Origin of the sequence: Hymenobacter artigasi, from assembly GCF_012275535.1 — a bacterium.
In the GTDB taxonomy this organism is placed as follows: domain Bacteria; phylum Bacteroidota; class Bacteroidia; order Cytophagales; family Hymenobacteraceae; genus Hymenobacter; species Hymenobacter artigasi.
Genome location: NZ_JAAVTK010000003.1, coordinates 207,926 through 225,402 on the forward strand (window position 1 = coordinate 207,926; position 17,477 = coordinate 225,402).

Here is a 17,477-nt window from a genome sequence, read left to right on the forward strand (position 1 = left end):
TGAAACCCGCTTAATCTGTGGTCACACAATCGTAACATGATGACGGCCGCCGGGAGCGGTACTTTTGCGGAAACATTGCCTCGCTTCACTTAAGCCCCAAACGCCGTGACTGCTGCCAAAACGCCCGTGTATAAGATTCTCGTGGTTGATGACGACCCGGATATTGTCGAGCTGCTGGAGTTCAACCTGAAGAAGGAAGGCTACCAAACCGCTTCCGCTTCCGACGGCCGCAAAGCCCTGGAAGTGGCCGCCGAGTTTCACCCCGACATCATCCTGCTCGACGTGATGATGCCCAACCTCGACGGCATTGCCACCTGCCGCCTGCTGCGCGAAAACCCCAAGTTTAAGGATACCTACATCCTGTTCCTCACGGCCCGGGCCGAGGAGTTTTCCGAAGTGGCTGCCTTCGAGGCCGGGGCCGACGATTTCATCGCCAAGCCCATCAAGCCGCGCGCCCTGCTAGGCCGCCTGGCCGCCGTGAAGCGCCGCGACCAGGACCCCCACGCAGCAGTCGATGCCATCGACATCAACGGCCTGCGCATCGACCGCACCGCCTTTGCCGTGTACCAGGAAGGCAAAAAAATAACCCTCCCCAAGAAAGAGTTTGAGCTGCTGGCCTTTCTGGCCGCCTCGCCCCACAAGGTGTTCAACCGCGAAGAGCTGCTCCAGAATATCTGGGGCAACGACGTGTTCGTGCTGGCCCGCACCGTGGACGTGCACGTGCGCAAAGTGCGCGAGAAGGTGGGCGACCACCACATTCAGACCATCAAGGGCGTGGGCTATAAGTTCAACGCCGATTAGGTTTGGTATGATGTGCTTACGAAAGCACGTCATGCAGAGCGCAGCGAAGCATCTTGCCCGCAGGCAGTAATTATTTACTATTGCGGTAAAGATGCTTCGCTGCGCTCTGCATGACGTGCTTTTTCCATTATTTCACTACCCCATGAACCTCTCCTCTCGCACCATTGCCATCCTCATTGCGCTGCTGGTGGCGGGCGTGCTCACTGCTTATGCCCGCATTGGCCCCACACTGCCGTTTCGGGAGGCTTTTTTGGCGGCGGGCGTCACGGTGGCGGCCTGCTTTCTGCTGATATACCTGTCGTTTGAAGCCTTGATTTTCAAGGAGATAAACGGCATTTACGCGGGTCTGGAGCACATCAAGCGCAAGGAATTTAAGCGGCTGAGCAACAAGTTCCTGTTCCGCCCCGAGCCAGTGAAGCGCGTGCGCGACGAAATCCTGCAGATGGCCGAGCGCCGCCAGCAGGAGCTCGACGAGCTGGTGCGCCTGCAGGCCCTGCGCCGCGAGTTTCTGGCCGATGTATCGCACGAGCTCAAAACGCCGCTGTTTGCCGCCCAGGGCTTCGTGCACACCATTCTCGATGACGAGGACGACGACATCGACCTGGCCACCCGCCGCAAGTTTCTGCGCAAAGCCGCCGCCAGTCTCGACACGCTCGACGCCTTGGTGCAGGACCTGGTCACCATCGCGCAGCTCGAAAAAGGCGTGGTGCGGATGCGCCGCCAGCGCTTCGATTTGATTGTGCTGGTGCGCGAGATATTTGAGCTGCTGGAGCAGCAGGCCGCCCGGCGCGGCACCCACCTGGAGCTGTTCCCGCCCAGCCTGCCCGAGGAGGGCCTGCTGGTAGTTGCCGACCGCAACCGCATCCGCCAGGTGCTTATCAACCTGATTGACAACGCCATCAAGTACGGCCGCGATAAAGGCCGAGTAGTGGTGTCGCTGGTCGAAAGCGGCCGCGCGGTGCGCATTGCCGTGCGCGACGATGGCGCGGGCATCGCCCCCGAGCACCAGGGCCGCATCTTCGAGCGGTTCTACCGCATCGATAAAAGCCGCTCCCGCGAGTCGGGCGGCTCCGGCCTGGGCCTCGCCATCAGCAAGCACATTGTGGAGGCCCACAAGTCCGCCATCAAGGTGAAAAGTACCGTGGGCGAAGGCACCACCTTGGAATTCAAGTTGAATAAGCCGAAAATGGGGGCTTAGGGACTTGGGGGCTTGGGTACTTTGAGACTTGGGGACTTGGGTTATTGGGTTTTTGATTGGGAACGGGCATTGAATAAACCCAAGTCCCCAAGTCCCCAAGCCCCCAAGCCCCTAAGTCCCCAAGACCTCAAGTCCCTACCGGCTACCTTTGCAGCCTCTTATGAAGCTCCCGAATTTCTCCGACCTCGTTATTTTCGAAAACGACGATTACCTCGTCGTCAACAAGCCGCCGTTTCTGGCCACGCTCGATGAGCGGGTGGGCGGTGCCCCCAACATGCTGCGCCTGGCCCGCCAGCACCACGACGACATTCAGGCGGCCCACCGCCTCGACCGCGAAACCAGCGGCGCGCTGGCCTTCGCCAAAAACCCGGCCGCCTACCGCCACCTGGCCATGCAGTTCGAAAACCGCGAGGTGAAAAAGCAGTACCACGCCGCCGTGTGGGGCACGCCGCAGTTCGACCACCAGCTGGTGGAGCGCAGTATCGAAACCACCACGCGCGGCAAAGCGCGCCTCGCCTACAAAGGCAAAGCCGCCGAAACCTACTTCACCACCCTCGAAAACTTCACCCGCCACTCGCTCATTCTTTGCGAGCCCGTCACCGGCCGCATGCACCAGATTCGCCTGCACTTGATGTACCTGCAGGCCCCCATTATCGGCGATAAAGACTACGGCGGAGAGGATTTTTTCCTGTCTTCGCTGAAGAAAAAATTCAATATGAAGGAGGGTGAAGAAGAGCAGCCATTCATCAAGCGCTTTGCCCTGCACGCCCTCAAGCTCCAGTTCACCGGCCTCAACGGCGAAGAAATCAGCGTGGAAGCGCCGTACCCGAAAGATTTTCGGGTACTGGTAGAAGCGTTGCGGCAGTTGGCATAAGCCCGACAGCCGGCCAGAAAACTATTAAACCGGAGCCCCATCGGGCCGACGCTCGTTTAGCGAGTGTCGGCCCGATGGGGCTTTAGCGTTCTACCCTACCCTGTTCTTCTACCAACGCGCCGCCCCTACAGGGCTGAAATTCAATAGCCTGCAGCACTTACTTAATGCGCTCGAACACCGCCAGCTGGCAGGTTCCCCGGTCGGGGTGAGTCGCATCCCGCACAAGGGCATCTTGCCAGCGCAGGCGGAAGGCAGGATTTTGCTGCAGCATTTCCAGCGGAATGTGGGCTTCGGTCTGCGCATACACGTCGTCCCATACAACCAGGGAGTTCACTGGCAGCGTTTCCAGAATGGGCTGGGCGTCTTGGATTAAGGGCGGGCAGTGGGCGGCATCAAACGGGTCAATGCCCAGCGCGGGGGCCACGTAGGGAGCCGTGAATGCGATGGGCGGCAGCGGCTGCCCCGCGTACGCCTGTTGCAGCCAGCCGGCGGCGCGTTGGGCCAGCTCCTGGTCGGGGGCGCGGCTGAAATCGCGCGCCGGTCGAATGGCATTGCGGGCCCCGGTAAAGAGCCAGCCCACTACCGCCACGGTTGCCACCAGGCGCACCCGGCGGCGGGTCGTTTCGGTGCGGGTCCATTCGGTGAGCTGGGCCAGGCCATTGAGGGCCACCACGGCGGCCAGGGGCGCAATGCCGGCCAGCACCCGCGCCAGCCCCGCCGAATTAAATAATCCTTTGGCCCAGAAGATGGTATGAGCAGCCACAAACACCGTAATGCTGCCGTATACCAGCAGTAGCTCGGCCGGAAACAGCGGCGACTGGCGCCGGGTGGGCTGGCCCAAATCGCGCACCATGCGCCCGCCCCCCAGCACAAAAAGGCCGGTGAGCACCCAGCCCAGCAGGTTGGGGATATTGAGCAGAAAGTGGCTCCAATCGCCGTGCCCGTATGCCGAAATGGTGTCGTACGGATTGTGCCCGAACACCCAGCCGAGCTCGCCAAATGCTACCGCGCCTATCCCACTGTACACCACGTAGCCCAGCAACACCAGCGGCAAGCTGCGCCACTGCCGCTGCCATATCAGGTACACCACCCAAATCCCAATCAGAATAAAGCCCTCGGAACGGGCAAATGGCAGCAGGGAAACCACCACCGCCGACCACCCCAACCGGCCAGCCACGGCCAGCCGCACCGCCCCCACCAGCACCAGCCCAAATAGCGGCTCGGTGAGGCCGGAAAACTGTATCAGAAAGTAGTCCGGAGCCGCGTAGGCGAACAGGATGGCCAGTTCTGGCACGGGCAGCCGCAAGGCCTGCGCAATCCGGAAAGCACACCAGGCCGAAGCGGCCACCACCACGCACTGAAAGGCCTTCATGCCCATAAAACCGGCCTGTGCCGGCCCGGCCGCCAGCAGCGTGAGCAGGGGTTTCGCCCACGAATCCAGAAAATTTAGCGGGTGGGCAAACGCATACCGGGCAAAGAGGTAATGTTTGATGCTGTCGCCCGAATCATAAGTGCCTTTGGTGAAAAATGCCACCGTGAGCGACAATGCGAATAGCCCGGCCAGCAGCAGCCGGGCGCGGCGGGCAGAAACAGCCGAAACCGGCACAACGGTAGCGTAAGGCATAGGCAGTAGCAAACCGTAAAAGTACACGCAGACGCATCAGGCCCCTGCTTAATCCCCAATTCCCGCTCGCCGACCGGTGGCTGGGCCAGCAGCCCTCAATAGCCTACACGGGCTACCGCTTGGTGTACGCCCCTAAGGTTTTACAGAAAAACTACTTGTCTGCATTTGTCTATTTCCCGATAAATCAGTACCTTTGTGTCCGTTTTTCCCGAAGCCTCAACGGCTCCGTACTCTTATTCAATAGTTTAGCATACCTTTTTTTCGACTCATGGACCACCTGAGCTTCAAGACGACCCACGTCAGTAAGGCCAACGCCCAGAAGAGCTGGGTTATCGTAGACGCCAGCGTCGCCCCTCTGGGCCGCGTTTGCTCGCAGATTGCCAACATTCTGCGTGGCAAGCACAAGCCTTCGTTTACGCCCAACGCTGATTGCGGCGACAATGTCATCGTTATCAACGCCGACAACCTGCGCGTAACGGGCAAAAAAATGACCGAGAAGGTCTACATCACGCACTCGGGTTACCCCGGCGGCCAGAAGCGTCGCACCGTGCGCGAGCAGATGAACCGCGATTCGCGTCGTGTAATCGAGCACGCCGTGAAAGGCATGCTGCAGGGCAACAAGCTCGGCTCGGCCCAGTACCGCAACATGTACGTGTACGCCGGCGACCAGCATCCGCACGAGGCACAGCAGCCCGTTGCTATCGAACTGAAAAACCTGTAGGTCCAAGTGCGGTAAGCTTTAGCTTGCCGTGCCGGGTACCTGCTTTTTTAACCAGCTTGCTATCCGGCAAGCTAAAGCTTACCTCACAATTTTTCCACTAATGGCAATTACCAACACCTCTGGTAGAAGAAAAACCTCGGTGGCCCGCATTTACATGCAGGCCGGGCAAGGGAATATCACTATCAATGACCGGGACATGAAGTCGTATTTCAGCAACGAGTTGCTGGAAAACGTAGTCAACCAGCCCCTGGCAATTCTTGAGCAAGTCGGCCAGTACGACATCAAGGTGAACGTGAAAGGCGGCGGCATTTCGGCTCAGGCCGAGGCTATCCGTCTCGCAATCACCAAGGCGCTCGTGAGCGACAACGAAGAAACCCGTCCTGCTTTGAAGAAGGAAGGCTTCCTCACCCGCGACCCGCGCATGGTGGAACGCAAGAAATTCGGCAAGCGCAAAGCTCGTCGCTCGTTCCAGTTCTCGAAACGCTAAAACCAGGAGGATACTATCATGGCTCAGACGACTTATAAGGACCTGCTCGACGCAGGTGCCCACTTTGGTCACCTCACCCGCAAGTGGGACCCCAAAATGGCGCCGTACATCTTCATGGAGAAGAACGGCATCCACATCATCGACCTCAATAAAACGTTGGTTTCGCTTGATTACGCTGCCACTGCTATTCGCAACATCGCGAAAAGCGGCCGCAAAATCATGTTCGTAGCCACGAAAAAGCAGGCGCAGGAAATCGTAACCACCGAAGCCGAGCGTTTGAAGATGCCTTTCGTTACCGACCGGTGGTTGGGCGGCATGCTCACCAACTTCGCTACGGTTCGCAAGAGCCTGAAGAAGATGGCCACCATCGACAAGATGGTGAAAGAGAACACGGCCTACGCCGCTCTCGCCAAGCGTGAGAAGCTGATGATGTCGCGTGAGCGCGCCAAGCTGGACCGTGTACTCGGTGGTATCGCCGACCTCGGCCGTCTGCCCGCTGCCCTGTTCATCGTGGACGTGAAGCGTGAGCACATCGCGGTTAAAGAGGCGCACAAGCTGGGCATCCCGGTTTTCGCTATCTGCGACACAAACTCGAACCCCGAATTGGTACAGTTCCCGATTCCTGCCAACGACGATGCCTCGAAGTCGATTCAGCTCATCGTGAGCGTGATTGGCAAGGCCATCGAAGACGGCCTGTCGGAGCGCAAAGTTGACAAAGAGGATGCCGACCGCAAGGAAGCCGACGAGGCTGCTGTTGCTGAAAAAACGGCTGCTGACGAAGAATAATTCCTTCTTAGCTCTTTGAAAAAAGGGAACCTTCGCGTAGTCTAGGCTCCGAAGGTTCCCTTTTTTATTTACTCCCCTCCTTACCAAGGAGGGGATGTTCGAACCGAAGGTTCGGACGGGGGTGGTTATGGCGTTGAACGATATGCGAACGGTTTCGCGCCAACGATTCGCACGCCCACAACCACCCCAGCTGACGCTTCGCGCCAGCGTCCCCTCCTTGGTAAGGAGGGGAGTTTGAAGTTCATTCCTCAACCCTCCCAAACACAACATCTAATGGCCGCTATTACCGCCGCAGACGTAAATAAGCTCCGCACCATGACCGGTGCCGGCATGATGGATTGCAAAAAAGCCCTGGTGGAAGCCGACGGCGACTTCGAAGCCGCCCGCGACATTCTGCGCAAGCACGGCCAGAAAATCGCTGACAAGCGCGCCGAGAACGAGACGTCGGAAGGCCTCGTGCTGGTGAGCGTGAGCGAAGACGGCACCCAGGGCAAACTGGTGGCACTGGCTTGCGAAACCGAGTCGGTAGCCAAAGTGGCTAACTTCCGCGAACTGGCTCAGCAAATTCTGGACACGGCCGTGCGCATCGATGCTGGCACGAAAGAGGACATCCTCGCCGCTAAAGCTGCGGACGGCCTGAGCATTCAGGAGCACGTAACCGACCTGATGGGCAAAATCGGTGAGAAGCTGGAAGTGACTTACGCTACGCTGACCGCTGAGAAAGTGGCTTCGTACGTGCATTCCGACAACAAGAAGGCCGTACTCGTGGGCCTGAAGAACGTGGGCGATGCTGATGTTGCTGCCGTGGGCCGCGACGTAGCCATGCAGATTGTGGCCATGAAGCCCATCGCCGTTGACAAAGACGGTGTGGATGCTTCCATTGCTGAGCGTGAGATTGAAGTGGGCAAAGAGCAGGCCCGCACCGAAGGCAAGCCCGAGGCGATGCTGGAGAAAATTGCCCAGGGCAAGCTCAACAAGTTCTACAAGGACAACACCCTGCTGAACCAGGAGTTCGTGAAAGACAGCTCGATGACCATCGCCCAGCTGCTCGACAGCAAGTCGAAAGGCATGACGGTTTCGGACTTCAAGCGTGTGGCTATCGGCGCTTAATTGCGGCGCATTGCTAAATTGAAAGCCCCGCTGGCATTGTGCCGGCGGGGCTTTTCTTTGTGGCTATGACCCGAGAAAAAGAAGTTATTTATCGAAGGCTGCTATATATAGGCTTGGTTGACATTCGCAACTTCAGCTACCGTGCTACTCAAGAACCCACCAACCCGTGGCTTCCACCGTTGAACCGGGATGAAATAATGGCCTATATCGCTGGGCTGTCCGATTTACTTCATGATTTGGCTATGCACTCGGCCAAAAACTTTGAAGGCTGGAATGACTGGCACGATGAATATTTTGCACTTGGCTACGAGGGTTTCTGTGAAGCTTTCGCAGCAGAAAAATACCCTTCACTAATTCACGATGTGGCAAAACTTCTGAAATCAGCCTGATTCTATTATGGATGGCGACTTTGCCACACCCGCAGCCGCGCCTGGGCGTTCTCGCGCAGGTTCATGTAGAAGAGGGAGTAGTCGGCGATGTGGAAGGAATGGCGGAGGATGAGTTCGCCGGGGAGCAGGAAGCGCGGGTAGCCGCCGGGCTTGGGCGGCGTGACCCAGAGCAGGCCGTCGTGGATTTTGGCATCGGTTACGTGCGGGTCGATGCGCTTGAAGCGCTGGCTGACGCCCCCCCGGTTGAGGCTGGCAGGGGCCCGCGCGGTATCGGTGGTCCAGGTGAGGGGGTTGGTGACGGCAACGTGGCTGAAGGGCGGGAATTCGTTGCCGGTGGCCACGGAATTGTAGGCCACGAAGCAGCCGGTGGCCAGCGAATCGGCGCAGGGCAGAATGGTCTGGTACTCGTGGGGCTGCACCCTGAAGCCAATGAGGTAGGCGGCTACGAGCTGACGGCGCAGCTTGGGGTCGTTATCGAAGAACTCGTGGAGGAGGCGGGTGGCGTGGTCGGTGCCCTGGCTGTGGCCGGCGATGATGATGGGGCGGCCCTGGTTGTAATGGGTGAGGTAGTATTGGAAGGCAGTACGCACATCGGCGTAGGCCAGGGCCAGGGCTTTGCGGCTACTGCCTTCGGCGGTAGAATCGAAGAAGGAATAAAGGGTGGCCTGCCGGTAGCGCGGCGCGTAGATGCGGGCGGCGGCGTTGAACACGGTGGCCTGCTTGCGGATGGTGCTGCGGTCGGTGTAGCGGTTGAGGCGGGCGTTAGCCACGCTGGCGTTCCAGGAGCCGCGCCAGAAATAGGTGGTGGGGTGCACGAAAAACACGTCGGCTTCGGCCGTGGCCTGCTGGTCGCGCAGGGTTGTTTTGCGGGGCACGGCATCGGCAGGGTCGCAGCGGGTGGGCAGGGCAGCCCAGTTGCTGTCCTCGGCATAGTTGGGGACGGAGCCGGGGTGGTAGTAGGCAAAGTCGTGCGGCGGCTTGAGCAGCCGGAGGCAGCTGGTGAGCGGCAATATTGATAATATGATTGCCCAGACGAGTAACCTCACCCCCCGGCCCCTGCCGGGCACGGCCCCTCTCCTGCGGAGAGGGGAAGCCTGATGATTGTTTTTGAAGAAACTCATGCTTCGCTTGAAACTGGCGGCCAGTGCTTCAGCTCTCGTGGGGTACCGTCCTGGTTGTAGAGCAGCGTCAGCGGTTCGGCGGGTTTGGCTACCACGTCGGCGAGGGTGATGTCCCAGCGCTGCCACATTTCGGCCAGGGTTTGGGTGTAGGCGCTGTTTTCCCAGGGATTGAAGATGGCCCCGGTCACGTCATCGATGAGGGCATCGAAGACGATTTGGGTATCGCCGGGGCGCGGGTGGCGGGGGTAGATATCGGGCACGACGTGCAGCAGGTGGGCGGCATAGTACACGCGGGCCTTGAACTCGGCAATCTGCACGGGGTGCAGGGGGCGCTGGGCATCGGCGTAGACTTTGCGCATGGCCTGGCCTACGAGGCCGATATCGACCAGACAGGCCACCAGCACGGTTTTATCGAGCTTAATGCTAAAAACGAGGGTATTCAGGTCGTCGTCGTACTCGAAGGGCGTAACGTCTTCGGCCGTGTCGGCTTCGAGCACGAACACGGAGCCGGGCACGAAATCGGCGTATTCGGTGGGCACGCGCAGGCCCTGCAACAGTTGGAAGAAGGCCTGGAAGCGGCGCACCAGCGCAGCGTTTTCGGCCAGCGGGTACTTGGGCTTTATCAGGGGCTCGAACTCGTTCAGCAGCTCGGTGATAAAGATGCCGTAGAACATTTTACCCATCCAGAGGAAGAGCGTGTCGTCGCCGAGGGCACGCAGGGCGGCGGGGCCGTGCGCGGCGGCGGCTTCTACCCTGCTCTCCAGCTCTTCGATGCGCTGGCGGGCGGCGGGGGCGGCGGGCAGGCGCAAATCCTTGATGAGAACGGTGCGCTGGTCGAGGAGCTGAATGGGGCGCTCGGCCAGATTATACCGGGTTTGCAGCCAGTCGGCGAAAACGGGCACGGTGTCGTCGGGGCCCACGGGCTGGCCGCTGAGAAAGCAGGTTTCGGGGCCGAAGCGCATGCCGTCGAAGGGGTCGTAGGGCAGCAGGTCGGCGGGAGTGAGGGGGGCCATAGAAAAAGCAGTAGCGCGAACTTGGTGGTTCGCGTCGCCACGCGGCCAGCCGGAATTTTCCGGGCGGCTGTGGAGACGCGAACTACAAAGTTCGCGCTACAATGGTTACGGCGACGCGGAGCCGGCTACTTCGAAAGCGTATTGCCGGCTTTGATGAGCTGCTTGCTCAGGTTAGTGAGCGGCGCGGCGTAGTCGCCGCCGGCCTCTTCGGCTACTTTGGCGGTTTCGGCCCCCAGGCTGGCGAGGATTTCGGCGATGTCGTGGGCGGGCGTTTTGGCATCGGCCAGCATGTCGCTGAGCTGGCCGAGCTCCTGCTTTATTTTGGCCAGGCCGGTGCGTTCTGAGGCGGCCAGCACAGCAGCCCAGCGCTCAATCTCAACGATGCCCTGCGGGCCGGAGTTTGTGGGCGTGCTGGCCGTGAGGAAGGTGAGGGTATCGTCGAGCAGGGCGGTGTTTTGCTGGTCGCTAACGGCCATGGGCACGGCGGGCGTGGCGGGCGTTTGCGGAGTGGCGGCGGTGGAATCCATGGGAATGCGAGATTGAAAAGATGCGTGAGGGCTATACTGCTACCGGCCGATAAAAGTTAGCTGAGCGGTTTGCGGCGGCCGGCCCGGGCGCAGACCAACTCAGCGGATGGGTTACCTTTTTGATTAGTATTGATTAACGGTCAAATCTCACTTTCAAATCCACAGACCATGAAAATTTCCGTTAAAGCACTGTTCGTAGCCGCCGCCGTTGCCTTCACCGCCACCGCCTGCGAGCAAACCAAAACCACCGAAACCACCGTGGCTACCGACGGCACCACCGCTACGGTCGTGACCGACAGCACTGCCACCACGGCTACCGAAGCTGGTGCCGCCGCCGGCGCTGCCGTCGACAACGCCTCGGCCAACATGAAAGAGGGCATGCAGAACGCCGGTGACAAAATGGATGCCGCTGGTGATAAGATGGGCGCTAAAATGGACGCCGCCGGTGCCAAAATGGACGCCAAGATGGACGCCGCCGGCGACAAAATGAACGCCATGGGCGATGCCGCCTCCAAATCGGCCCAGCAGACCAAAGACAACATGCAGGCTGCCGCCAAGAAGTAATTCCAGCCGGCCCTTAATGTATGAAAGAAGCCCCGCGCAGGAAATTGCACGGGGCTTCTTTATGCGAAATGCTCAGGCATTGGCAATTTCCAGGAGCACCTCATAGTAGGGGCGGCCCAGGCTGCGGGCGCGCAGCCAGGAGTAGAAGCTGATGACCTGCAAATCTTCGCGCTCCTGAGAAATGAACGGGGGCAGGTGCGTTACCCGGTTGCCGAAGTCGTGGCTGTGCGCGGTGGCGGGGTTTTCGATGAGCTCGCGCACCAGGCCCAGGTAGATGAGCACGGGGTGGTAGGGGCCACCGACAGGCACGGCCTCGGTGGCGGCGGCGGCATCGGCGGGCACGGCGGGAAACAGGTCGCGGATGGTGCGCTCGATGGCACGCAGGCGGGTGAGGGCCTGCTCGCCATTGTCGAGCTCGATTTGGATGAGCATTTCGCCGATGTTGCGGTTCAGCAGCCACTCCAGGCCGAGGTGCTGCTCCAGCCAGTGGTCGGTGCGGGCCAGGCTGAGCAGGACCTGGTTGGCTTTGGCAAATTTGCCCTCGGCGAAGTAGTGAAACGTGAGCTGGAGGCGGGCGGTGAGGTCGTCGGCGGCGGTGAGGGCTTTGGGGCCGCGCAAAACGGCTTCGAGCAGGCCAATGCTTTCGGCGTTGCGGCGCAGAAACGCGTAGTTGCCGGCCAGCAGAAAGGTGAAGCGCGGCGCAAACTCGCTGAACGGCTGGCCCGGTCCGGCGCTCATCAGGGCAGTGCCTTTTTCCAGATAAACCACCGACTCGGCAAAGCGGCGCGAGCGGTACAGGGCGTGGGCCAGCATATACAGCAGCTTGAGCTGGTGCCCGCGCTGGGCCGGCGCAAACCCGTGGCGGCGCTCCATAAGATTATAGCAGCGCTCGATAAAAACGGCAAACGATGTGAAATCGCGCCGCACCAGCATGGCGCTGCGCGTGATGGACATGAGCCGGCTGAGCAGCGCGGGCGAGCGGGCGAAGGCTTCCTGCAAGTCGTATTCGGCCAGAATATTTTGCAGAATGGCATCCACGGATACCGTGGCCCGGCCGCGCACCCGCGACTCGCGCAGGCGCTGGCGCAGCAGGCTGTCGGCAATGTTGGCCCGCTCCTCCTCGTCGGCGGCCTTTTTGTTGAGGCGGTAGCGGGGCAGAATTTCGTCGAGCGGCTCGGCGTAGGGCGAGCTGGCGTGCTGAATCTGGAGGTTGTACACGGCGTTGAGCTGCTCGTGCTGCTCGGTTTCGCGGCCCAGTTTTTCGGCCTTGCGCAGGGTATTCCAGGCCAGGCGCGGAATGCCGGCCTCGAACAGGTACTGGGCCAGGGTGAGGTGGCCGCGCACGGTGGCGGCAGCGGTGGTATCGAGCTGGCGCTGGCGCAGCAGCAGGTAGTCGGTGAGGTGGCGCATGAGGCGCTTGCGCAGCGCGTAGTAGGCCGTGGGATTGGGCTCGTCGGGGTAAAGCTGGGCGATGAGCTGCTCGGTTTTCAACTCCTTGGCCCGCACCAGCAGCTCGTAGAGGCGCGAATCAAGCCGGCCGATGGTTTTGCGGCGCTGCCGCTGAATGAAGCGGCCGAAATCGCGCCGGTCGTCGGGGCTGAGGGTGAGAAGCGTGGTGCGCAGGTCGTCCATGGATGCGACAGATAGGGAGTTTTGATTATTTGGAGGGCGAGATAATATCCTTTTATTACAATATTATAGCTTATAAACCAATATCTTAACCCCAGAAACACCCGTTGCTTAAGGTCTAACAATGTGCAAAATAGGGTTGAAATACGGGTAGTCAATACGCCACCTTTGGGCATACTTCACCCTTAGCCCCCTGCACCATGTTTACACGCCTACTCCTATTGTGTTCCCTGCTGGTGCTGCTGCTGGTTGGCACGGCCCGCGCCCAGGACCTGCTCACCAAGCGCAACGGCGACGAAGTTGCGGTGAAGGTGGTCGAAATCACGCCTTCCGAAGTAAAATACCGCCGCGCCGACAACCCCGATGGCCCGCTCATCAGCATCTGGCGCTCCGATGTATTCCTAATTCGCTACGCCAACGGCACCAAGGAAGTGCTCAACGCGCCCCCGGCAACGGCTAGCGGCGGCGTGCCCATATCGACGGCAGCGGCGCACACGGCTTTCCCCACCGATGTGCCCACCGTTAACAACCAGTCGCCCGACGATGCCATTCTCGACGAGCCCATCCGGCTCGATGGGCCGCGCATTGGCTTCACCATTCTCTCGGCCAATGTGCTGGACAAGGCCCGCGAAAGCATTCCCGACCTCAACCCCTTCCTGACGCAGTTTGGCTGGCAGTTCGAGAGCCGCCTGTTTCGGCTGCCCAACGGGGTGAGCGGGCTGGTGGAATTCGTGCCGCTGGTGGGCGGGCTGGAGCAGGGCAAGTTTCTGCCCAGCGTGAGCGGCCTGCTGGGCATGCGCGGGGCTAAGGGCTTCGAGTTCGGCGTGGGCCCCAACATCACGCCCCTGGGGGCCAACCTGGTGCTGGCCATGGGCACCTCGTTTCGCTCCAACGGCGTGAACTTTCCCGTGAACCTGGCCGTGGTGCCGGGCAATGGCGGCACCCGCGTCAGCCTGATGCTTGGCTTCAACGCCCGCCACCGCTAGGCCATGCGCACCATTGCCAAACCTACGGCCCTGTGGCATTTGCTGCTCCTGCTGCTCCTGGCCGGGATGGGCCAGGCCCGCGCGCAGGCAGCCGGCACCACGGATGTTATCCTCCGCACCGATGGCAGCGAAGTACCGGGCCGGGTGCTCACCATCTCGCCCCTGGCCCTTACTTACCTGCCGCCCGCTGGCACCGACACCTTGCGCCTGGCTACGGCCGACGTGTTTCTGGTGCGCTATGCCAACGGCACCCGTGAGGTGCTGCACCCGGCCCCCGCAACCGATGAGTCGCTGGCATCCGACCTGCTACCGGGCCTGAGCGATGCCCAGCGCCGCACCAAGGGCCGCCAGGATGCGGCCCGCAGCTACACCAGCGGCGGCCCGTTTTGGGGTTCGCTGGCTGCTACGCTCTACGGGGGGCCGTTTCTGGGCGTGATGGCCCCGGCTATCATGGCGCCCCACGCCATAACGGCGGCCAACCTGAAGGCTCCCTATCCCGGGTTGCTGGCCGACCCTGCCTACGGCCACGCCTACCGCGAAGAAGCCCAGCACCGCAAGCGCGGCCGGGCCTGGGGCGGCTACAGCGTGGGCGCGGGCCTGTGGATAGCGCTTCTGGGCAGCCTCGTAGCGGGCAACTTATAGCAGTTGCCGCAATGTGGCCAGCCCGGGCTACGGATGCGCAGCAATGGGGGTGTAAGATTCCGGCATTCGTCCCCCGTCCTCAACGCGCCCCAAACGCCCTGCGTACAAAGCCCACAACTGCTTCCTCTCCCACCCTCATTTCTTTCTAACTAAACTTCCCTTTCAATCATGGACGTTAACAACAATAACATCGGCGACAATACTGAACTGCAAGGCCGCGGCAACTGGAACCAACTGAAAGGTGCCGCCAAGCAGAAATGGGGCAACCTGACCGACGACGACCTGACTTACAGCGAAGGCAAGCAGGACGAATGGTTTGGCCGCCTGCAGGAGAAAACCGGCGAAACCATTGATGATATCAAAAACTGGTTCAGCAACACGACCAATGACGCCAGCGCTGCCGCCACCGGCAACAGCACCGAGCTGAAAGCCCGCGGCGACTGGAACCAGATTAAAGGCCAGGCCAAGCAGAAGTGGGGCAACCTCACCGATAACGACCTCGACTACGAAGACGGCAAGCAGGACGAGTGGTACGGCCGCCTGCAGGAGAAAACGGGCCACACCATCGACGACATCAAAGGCTGGTTCCAGCGCACGTTCTAAATTGACTTTTCCCCGATGAAATAACGCGCCTTCCCAATTCCACCGCGTTACTTCGTTAATAAAAAAGCCCTTTCTGTTAGCAGAAAGGGCTTTTTTTGTATCTATCCGGATGGTACTGCCTCAACCTTTGCGCAGGGTTGCTGCGTAAGGGAATGCAGTATTTTGTCTTCTGCCGTTGTTATGTCTGCCACCGATAAGCTGCTTGCCGCTATTCCTCCTCTACCGTCGTCCGGCATTAAAGCACTGGCGAAGCTCGGCTTTGCCGCCATTGGCGTAGTGTATGTGCTCATGGGCGTGCTGGCGCTACTGGCTGCTATGGGGGTGCAGCGCGGGGCCCGTGCCGACAAGCAGGAAGCCGTGCAGCACCTGCAGCAGGTGCCCGGCGGCAGCGTGCTTCTGGGCCTTATTGCGCTGGGCCTGCTCGGCTACATTCTGTGGCGCTTCGCACAGGCGCTGCTCGATACCGAGGGCAAAGGCACCAGCCTGAAAGGGCTGAGCTTTCGGTTCTGGTATGTGTGCAGCGGGCTTTTCTATAGCGGCCTGGCTATCTACGCCGCCAGGCTCGCCTTCCAGGGCCACGCCGACGCAGGCACCGATGCCACGAAAACCCTGGCCACCGAGGTGCTGAGCTGGCCTGGGGGCGACTGGCTCCTGATAGTGGGGGGCGTGGTCACCATTTTCATCGGCTTGTACCAGGGATACCGCGCCTTTTCCGGGCAACTGCAGTCGGATGTAAGCGCCCGACAACTTTCGGCCGCCGAGCACCGCCTCGTGTTCCGGGCCGCGAAGGTGGGCGTCACGGCCCGGGGCATTGTGGTGGGCATCATCGGCTATTTCTTCGTGCAGGCGGGGCAGCAGTCGCGGGCCGGCGCAGTGGGCAGCACCGATGAGGCCTTCGACTTTCTGGCCACCATGGGGCAACCCGTACTGGCCGCCGTGGCCGCCGGCCTCATTGCCTACGGGCTCAATTCGCTGGTGCAGGCCCGCTATCCCATGCTGCGGGGCGTGTAACGGCTAGGCTTGCACGGGCTCGGCCACGTAGTCGCGCAGGTACTGGTACGGCTCCGTCAGCTGGCCATTTTGAGCGATGGTGGCGCGGGCAATCACGCCCTCGGCATCGTTGCCGAGCAGGTGGGGCAGCACCATGTCGATGAGCTGGCGCCCGAAGTCGCGGCTGGCGTTGCGGGGCAGCTCGCAGGGCAGGTTGTCCACGGCCATCTCGGTGATGTTAGTCGGGCGGGAGTAGGCGGGCTCCAGCTCGCCGGTGGCGGGGTTGTAGTCGAAGGCCGGGTCGGCGATGGTGCTGCTGCGCTTGGTGGTGGGCACCGAGCCGTTCACGTCGCAGGTCACGTCGGCAATGGTATTGATGCGAAAATCGGGCCGCCGGGTATCGGCTTCGCTGAAAAGCAGCGGGGCGGCCGGGTGCCAGTAGGCACAGGCGATGAGCAGGTCGGTCACGGGCAGGAAGTTGCCAAACGTGGACTCGTACTCCTCGGGGTGCTGGTGGAAATCGGGGGTGTCCCACACGCGGCCGTCGCGGCGGCGGTTGTAGTCGGAGCTGCGCAGCTGCGTGTACACCGGCTCGTTGAAATTGAGGTAGAGGTAGTCGTACACGCTCACCCGCCGAATGCCCATACGGTCGAGCACTTCCAGCGCGCCCTGCGCCACGCGGCCCGAGCCGGTCACGGCCATCTTGATGGGGGGCAGCTTCTTCACCTTAAAAAACTCCTCCTGCATGTCGTCCATGTCCACGCATTGGTGGGCGGGCTTCAGGTTGTAGAGGCCGTGCTTGCGGCCGTAGGTGAGCAGGCCATTATAGGCCCCCACGATGCCGGCGTAGCGCCCAAAGGCCACAATGCGCTCACCCTGAGCGTTGGTCAGCCGCTCGTAGTCAATCAGGGTAATATTCTTTTTGAGCACCGCCTGTAGCAGCTTGCGGTTGGCCGGCTGCTTCTTCACGGTATGCGAAAAGAAGAGATAGGTTTTGTTGGGAATAAGCTGGTCGATGGGCACCTCCTTCACGCCCATCAGCACGTCGCAGTCCGAAATATCGTCGCGCACTTCCAGGTCGAGGTCGCGGTATTCCTGGTCGGAGTAGCTGCGGATGGCACTGCTCTGCACCACGATTTGCAGGCCGGGAAAGGCCGACAGCGCTTCCCCGCATTTCTTGGGGGTGAGGGGCACGCGCTTGTCGGGCGGGGTTTTGCCTTCGCGGATGAGGCCAATGGTGAGGGACATGGGTGGGAGTGGTGGGAATTGGGAAGGAGTTTGGAAAACGGCTGTCATCCTGAGCTTGCGAAGGACCTTATCACCACAGCACGATTTGCAGTAACTCAGCCGGCACAAACGTGATAAGGTCCTTCGTCTCTGCTCTAGTCGCAGAATGCTCAGGATGACAGGAA

General features: G+C 60.8%; 18 protein-coding genes and 2 pseudogenes. 14 read left to right on the forward strand and 6 right to left on the reverse strand.

Annotated features, from left to right (window positions below; translation table 11 throughout):
• Positions 1 to 105 precede the first annotated feature (105 nt).
• The 3 genes from HBN54_RS07075 to HBN54_RS07085 all read left to right on the forward strand — a co-directional run bounded on the left by HBN54_RS07075 (position 106) and on the right by HBN54_RS07085 (position 2,873).
• Positions 106 to 801 (forward strand): response regulator transcription factor, encoded by a 696-nt coding sequence (locus HBN54_RS07075; RefSeq protein ID WP_317170185.1) that lies wholly within the window; start codon positions 106 to 108, stop codon positions 799 to 801.
• 142 nt (positions 802 to 943) lie between these two features.
• Complete coding sequence (locus HBN54_RS07080; protein ID WP_168672484.1) at positions 944 to 1,999, forward strand: sensor histidine kinase; 1,056 nt, start codon at positions 944 to 946, stop codon at positions 1,997 to 1,999.
• Between the two features lie 160 nt (positions 2,000 to 2,159).
• Entirely contained in the window at positions 2,160 to 2,873 is a 714-nt protein-coding gene (locus HBN54_RS07085; protein WP_168672485.1) for an RluA family pseudouridine synthase, read from the forward strand.
• A gap of 157 nt (positions 2,874 to 3,030) precedes the next feature.
• Here HBN54_RS07085 and HBN54_RS07090 read toward each other — a convergent pair whose 3' ends face one another.
• Positions 3,031 to 4,497, reverse strand: coding sequence for a hypothetical protein (locus HBN54_RS07090; RefSeq protein WP_168672486.1), 1,467 nt, complete (start codon positions 4,495 to 4,497; stop codon positions 3,031 to 3,033).
• A 268-nt stretch (positions 4,498 to 4,765) separates the two neighbouring features.
• On the opposite strand from HBN54_RS07090, the gene rplM reads away from it, so the two are divergent.
• The 5 genes from rplM (at position 4,766) to HBN54_RS07115 (ending at position 7,990) form a co-directional block, all read left to right on the forward strand.
• Entirely contained in the window at positions 4,766 to 5,218 is a 453-nt protein-coding gene (gene rplM / locus HBN54_RS07095) for a 50S ribosomal protein L13 (protein WP_168672487.1), read from the forward strand.
• Positions 5,219 to 5,318: 100 nt separating this feature from the next.
• Positions 5,319 to 5,705, forward strand: coding sequence for a 30S ribosomal protein S9 (gene rpsI / locus HBN54_RS07100; RefSeq protein WP_168672488.1), 387 nt, complete (start codon positions 5,319 to 5,321; stop codon positions 5,703 to 5,705).
• 18 nt (positions 5,706 to 5,723) lie between these two features.
• Positions 5,724 to 6,491, forward strand: a complete 768-nt coding sequence (gene rpsB, locus HBN54_RS07105) for a 30S ribosomal protein S2 (protein ID WP_168672489.1) — start codon at positions 5,724 to 5,726, stop codon at positions 6,489 to 6,491.
• 273 nt (positions 6,492 to 6,764) lie between these two features.
• Complete coding sequence (gene tsf / locus HBN54_RS07110) at positions 6,765 to 7,601, forward strand: translation elongation factor Ts (protein ID WP_168672490.1); 837 nt, start codon at positions 6,765 to 6,767, stop codon at positions 7,599 to 7,601.
• A 65-nt stretch (positions 7,602 to 7,666) separates the two neighbouring features.
• Positions 7,667 to 7,990: a hypothetical protein gene (locus tag HBN54_RS07115; RefSeq protein WP_168672491.1), complete on the forward strand. Its 324-nt coding sequence runs from the start codon at positions 7,667 to 7,669 to the stop codon at positions 7,988 to 7,990.
• 5 nt (positions 7,991 to 7,995) lie between these two features.
• Here the strand turns inward: HBN54_RS07115 and HBN54_RS07120 are convergent, their stop codons facing one another.
• The 3 genes from HBN54_RS07120 to HBN54_RS07130 form a co-directional block, all read right to left on the reverse strand.
• Positions 7,996 to 9,000 (reverse strand): DUF3089 domain-containing protein, encoded by a 1,005-nt coding sequence (locus HBN54_RS07120; protein WP_168672492.1) that lies wholly within the window; start codon positions 8,998 to 9,000, stop codon positions 7,996 to 7,998.
• Positions 9,001 to 9,107: 107 nt separating this feature from the next.
• Positions 9,108 to 10,124, reverse strand: a complete 1,017-nt coding sequence (locus HBN54_RS07125; RefSeq protein ID WP_168672493.1) for a hypothetical protein — start codon at positions 10,122 to 10,124, stop codon at positions 9,108 to 9,110.
• Positions 10,125 to 10,249: 125 nt separating this feature from the next.
• The gene (locus HBN54_RS07130) at positions 10,250 to 10,651 is read right to left on the reverse strand and encodes a hypothetical protein (RefSeq protein ID WP_168672494.1); all 402 of its coding nucleotides are present in this window, start codon (positions 10,649 to 10,651) and stop codon (positions 10,250 to 10,252) included.
• Positions 10,652 to 10,819: 168 nt separating this feature from the next.
• Here HBN54_RS07130 and HBN54_RS07135 point away from each other — a divergent pair, with 168 nt between their 5' ends.
• Positions 10,820 to 11,215 (forward strand): hypothetical protein, encoded by a 396-nt coding sequence (locus HBN54_RS07135; RefSeq protein ID WP_168672495.1) that lies wholly within the window; start codon positions 10,820 to 10,822, stop codon positions 11,213 to 11,215.
• Positions 11,216 to 11,287: 72 nt separating this feature from the next.
• Here the strand turns inward: HBN54_RS07135 and HBN54_RS07140 are convergent, their stop codons facing one another.
• Positions 11,288 to 12,847: a hypothetical protein gene (locus HBN54_RS07140; RefSeq protein ID WP_168672496.1), complete on the reverse strand. Its 1,560-nt coding sequence runs from the start codon at positions 12,845 to 12,847 to the stop codon at positions 11,288 to 11,290.
• Positions 12,848 to 13,044: 197 nt separating this feature from the next.
• Here HBN54_RS07140 and HBN54_RS07145 point away from each other — a divergent pair, with 197 nt between their 5' ends.
• The 5 genes and pseudogenes from HBN54_RS07145 to HBN54_RS07160 all read left to right on the forward strand — a co-directional run bounded on the left by HBN54_RS07145 (position 13,045) and on the right by HBN54_RS07160 (position 16,086).
• Complete coding sequence (locus HBN54_RS07145; RefSeq protein WP_168672497.1) at positions 13,045 to 13,830, forward strand: hypothetical protein; 786 nt, start codon at positions 13,045 to 13,047, stop codon at positions 13,828 to 13,830.
• A gap of 3 nt (positions 13,831 to 13,833) precedes the next feature.
• The gene (locus tag HBN54_RS07150; protein WP_168672498.1) at positions 13,834 to 14,472 is read left to right on the forward strand and encodes a hypothetical protein; all 639 of its coding nucleotides are present in this window, start codon (positions 13,834 to 13,836) and stop codon (positions 14,470 to 14,472) included.
• A gap of 168 nt (positions 14,473 to 14,640) precedes the next feature.
• A pseudogene (locus HBN54_RS23210) lies at positions 14,641 to 14,835 on the forward strand (CsbD family protein); the annotation flags it as partial.
• A gap of 75 nt (positions 14,836 to 14,910) precedes the next feature.
• Positions 14,911 to 15,075 (forward strand): annotated as a pseudogene (locus tag HBN54_RS07155) (CsbD family protein); the annotation flags it as partial.
• Positions 15,076 to 15,255: 180 nt separating this feature from the next.
• Positions 15,256 to 16,086, forward strand: a complete 831-nt coding sequence (locus HBN54_RS07160) for a DUF1206 domain-containing protein (protein WP_168672499.1) — start codon at positions 15,256 to 15,258, stop codon at positions 16,084 to 16,086.
• A gap of 3 nt (positions 16,087 to 16,089) precedes the next feature.
• Here HBN54_RS07160 and HBN54_RS07165 read toward each other — a convergent pair whose 3' ends face one another.
• Positions 16,090 to 17,313 (reverse strand): NAD(P)-dependent oxidoreductase, encoded by a 1,224-nt coding sequence (locus HBN54_RS07165; protein WP_168672500.1) that lies wholly within the window; start codon positions 17,311 to 17,313, stop codon positions 16,090 to 16,092.
• Positions 17,314 to 17,477: the final 164 nt, after the last annotated feature.

Coding starts and splice junctions, on each gene's coding strand:
- HBN54_RS07080 (WP_168672484.1), top strand. CDS start 944: ATGAACCTCTCCTCTCGCACCATTGCCATCCTCATTGCGCTGCTGGTG.
- HBN54_RS07085 (WP_168672485.1), top strand. CDS start 2,160: ATGAAGCTCCCGAATTTCTCCGACCTCGTTATTTTCGAAAACGACGAT.
- HBN54_RS07090 (WP_168672486.1), bottom strand. CDS start 4,497: ATGCCTTACGCTACCGTTGTGCCGGTTTCGGCTGTTTCTGCCCGCCGC.
- rplM (WP_168672487.1), top strand. CDS start 4,766: ATGGACCACCTGAGCTTCAAGACGACCCACGTCAGTAAGGCCAACGCC.
- rpsI (WP_168672488.1), top strand. CDS start 5,319: ATGGCAATTACCAACACCTCTGGTAGAAGAAAAACCTCGGTGGCCCGC.
- rpsB (WP_168672489.1), top strand. CDS start 5,724: ATGGCTCAGACGACTTATAAGGACCTGCTCGACGCAGGTGCCCACTTT.
- tsf (WP_168672490.1), top strand. CDS start 6,765: ATGGCCGCTATTACCGCCGCAGACGTAAATAAGCTCCGCACCATGACC.
- HBN54_RS07115 (WP_168672491.1), top strand. CDS start 7,667: ATGACCCGAGAAAAAGAAGTTATTTATCGAAGGCTGCTATATATAGGC.
- HBN54_RS07125 (WP_168672493.1), bottom strand. CDS start 10,124: ATGGCCCCCCTCACTCCCGCCGACCTGCTGCCCTACGACCCCTTCGAC.
- HBN54_RS07130 (WP_168672494.1), bottom strand. CDS start 10,651: ATGGATTCCACCGCCGCCACTCCGCAAACGCCCGCCACGCCCGCCGTG.
- HBN54_RS07135 (WP_168672495.1), top strand. CDS start 10,820: ATGAAAATTTCCGTTAAAGCACTGTTCGTAGCCGCCGCCGTTGCCTTC.
- HBN54_RS07140 (WP_168672496.1), bottom strand. CDS start 12,847: ATGGACGACCTGCGCACCACGCTTCTCACCCTCAGCCCCGACGACCGG.
- HBN54_RS07145 (WP_168672497.1), top strand. CDS start 13,045: ATGTTTACACGCCTACTCCTATTGTGTTCCCTGCTGGTGCTGCTGCTG.
- HBN54_RS07150 (WP_168672498.1), top strand. CDS start 13,834: ATGCGCACCATTGCCAAACCTACGGCCCTGTGGCATTTGCTGCTCCTG.
- HBN54_RS07160 (WP_168672499.1), top strand. CDS start 15,256: ATGTCTGCCACCGATAAGCTGCTTGCCGCTATTCCTCCTCTACCGTCG.
- HBN54_RS07165 (WP_168672500.1), bottom strand. CDS start 17,313: ATGTCCCTCACCATTGGCCTCATCCGCGAAGGCAAAACCCCGCCCGAC.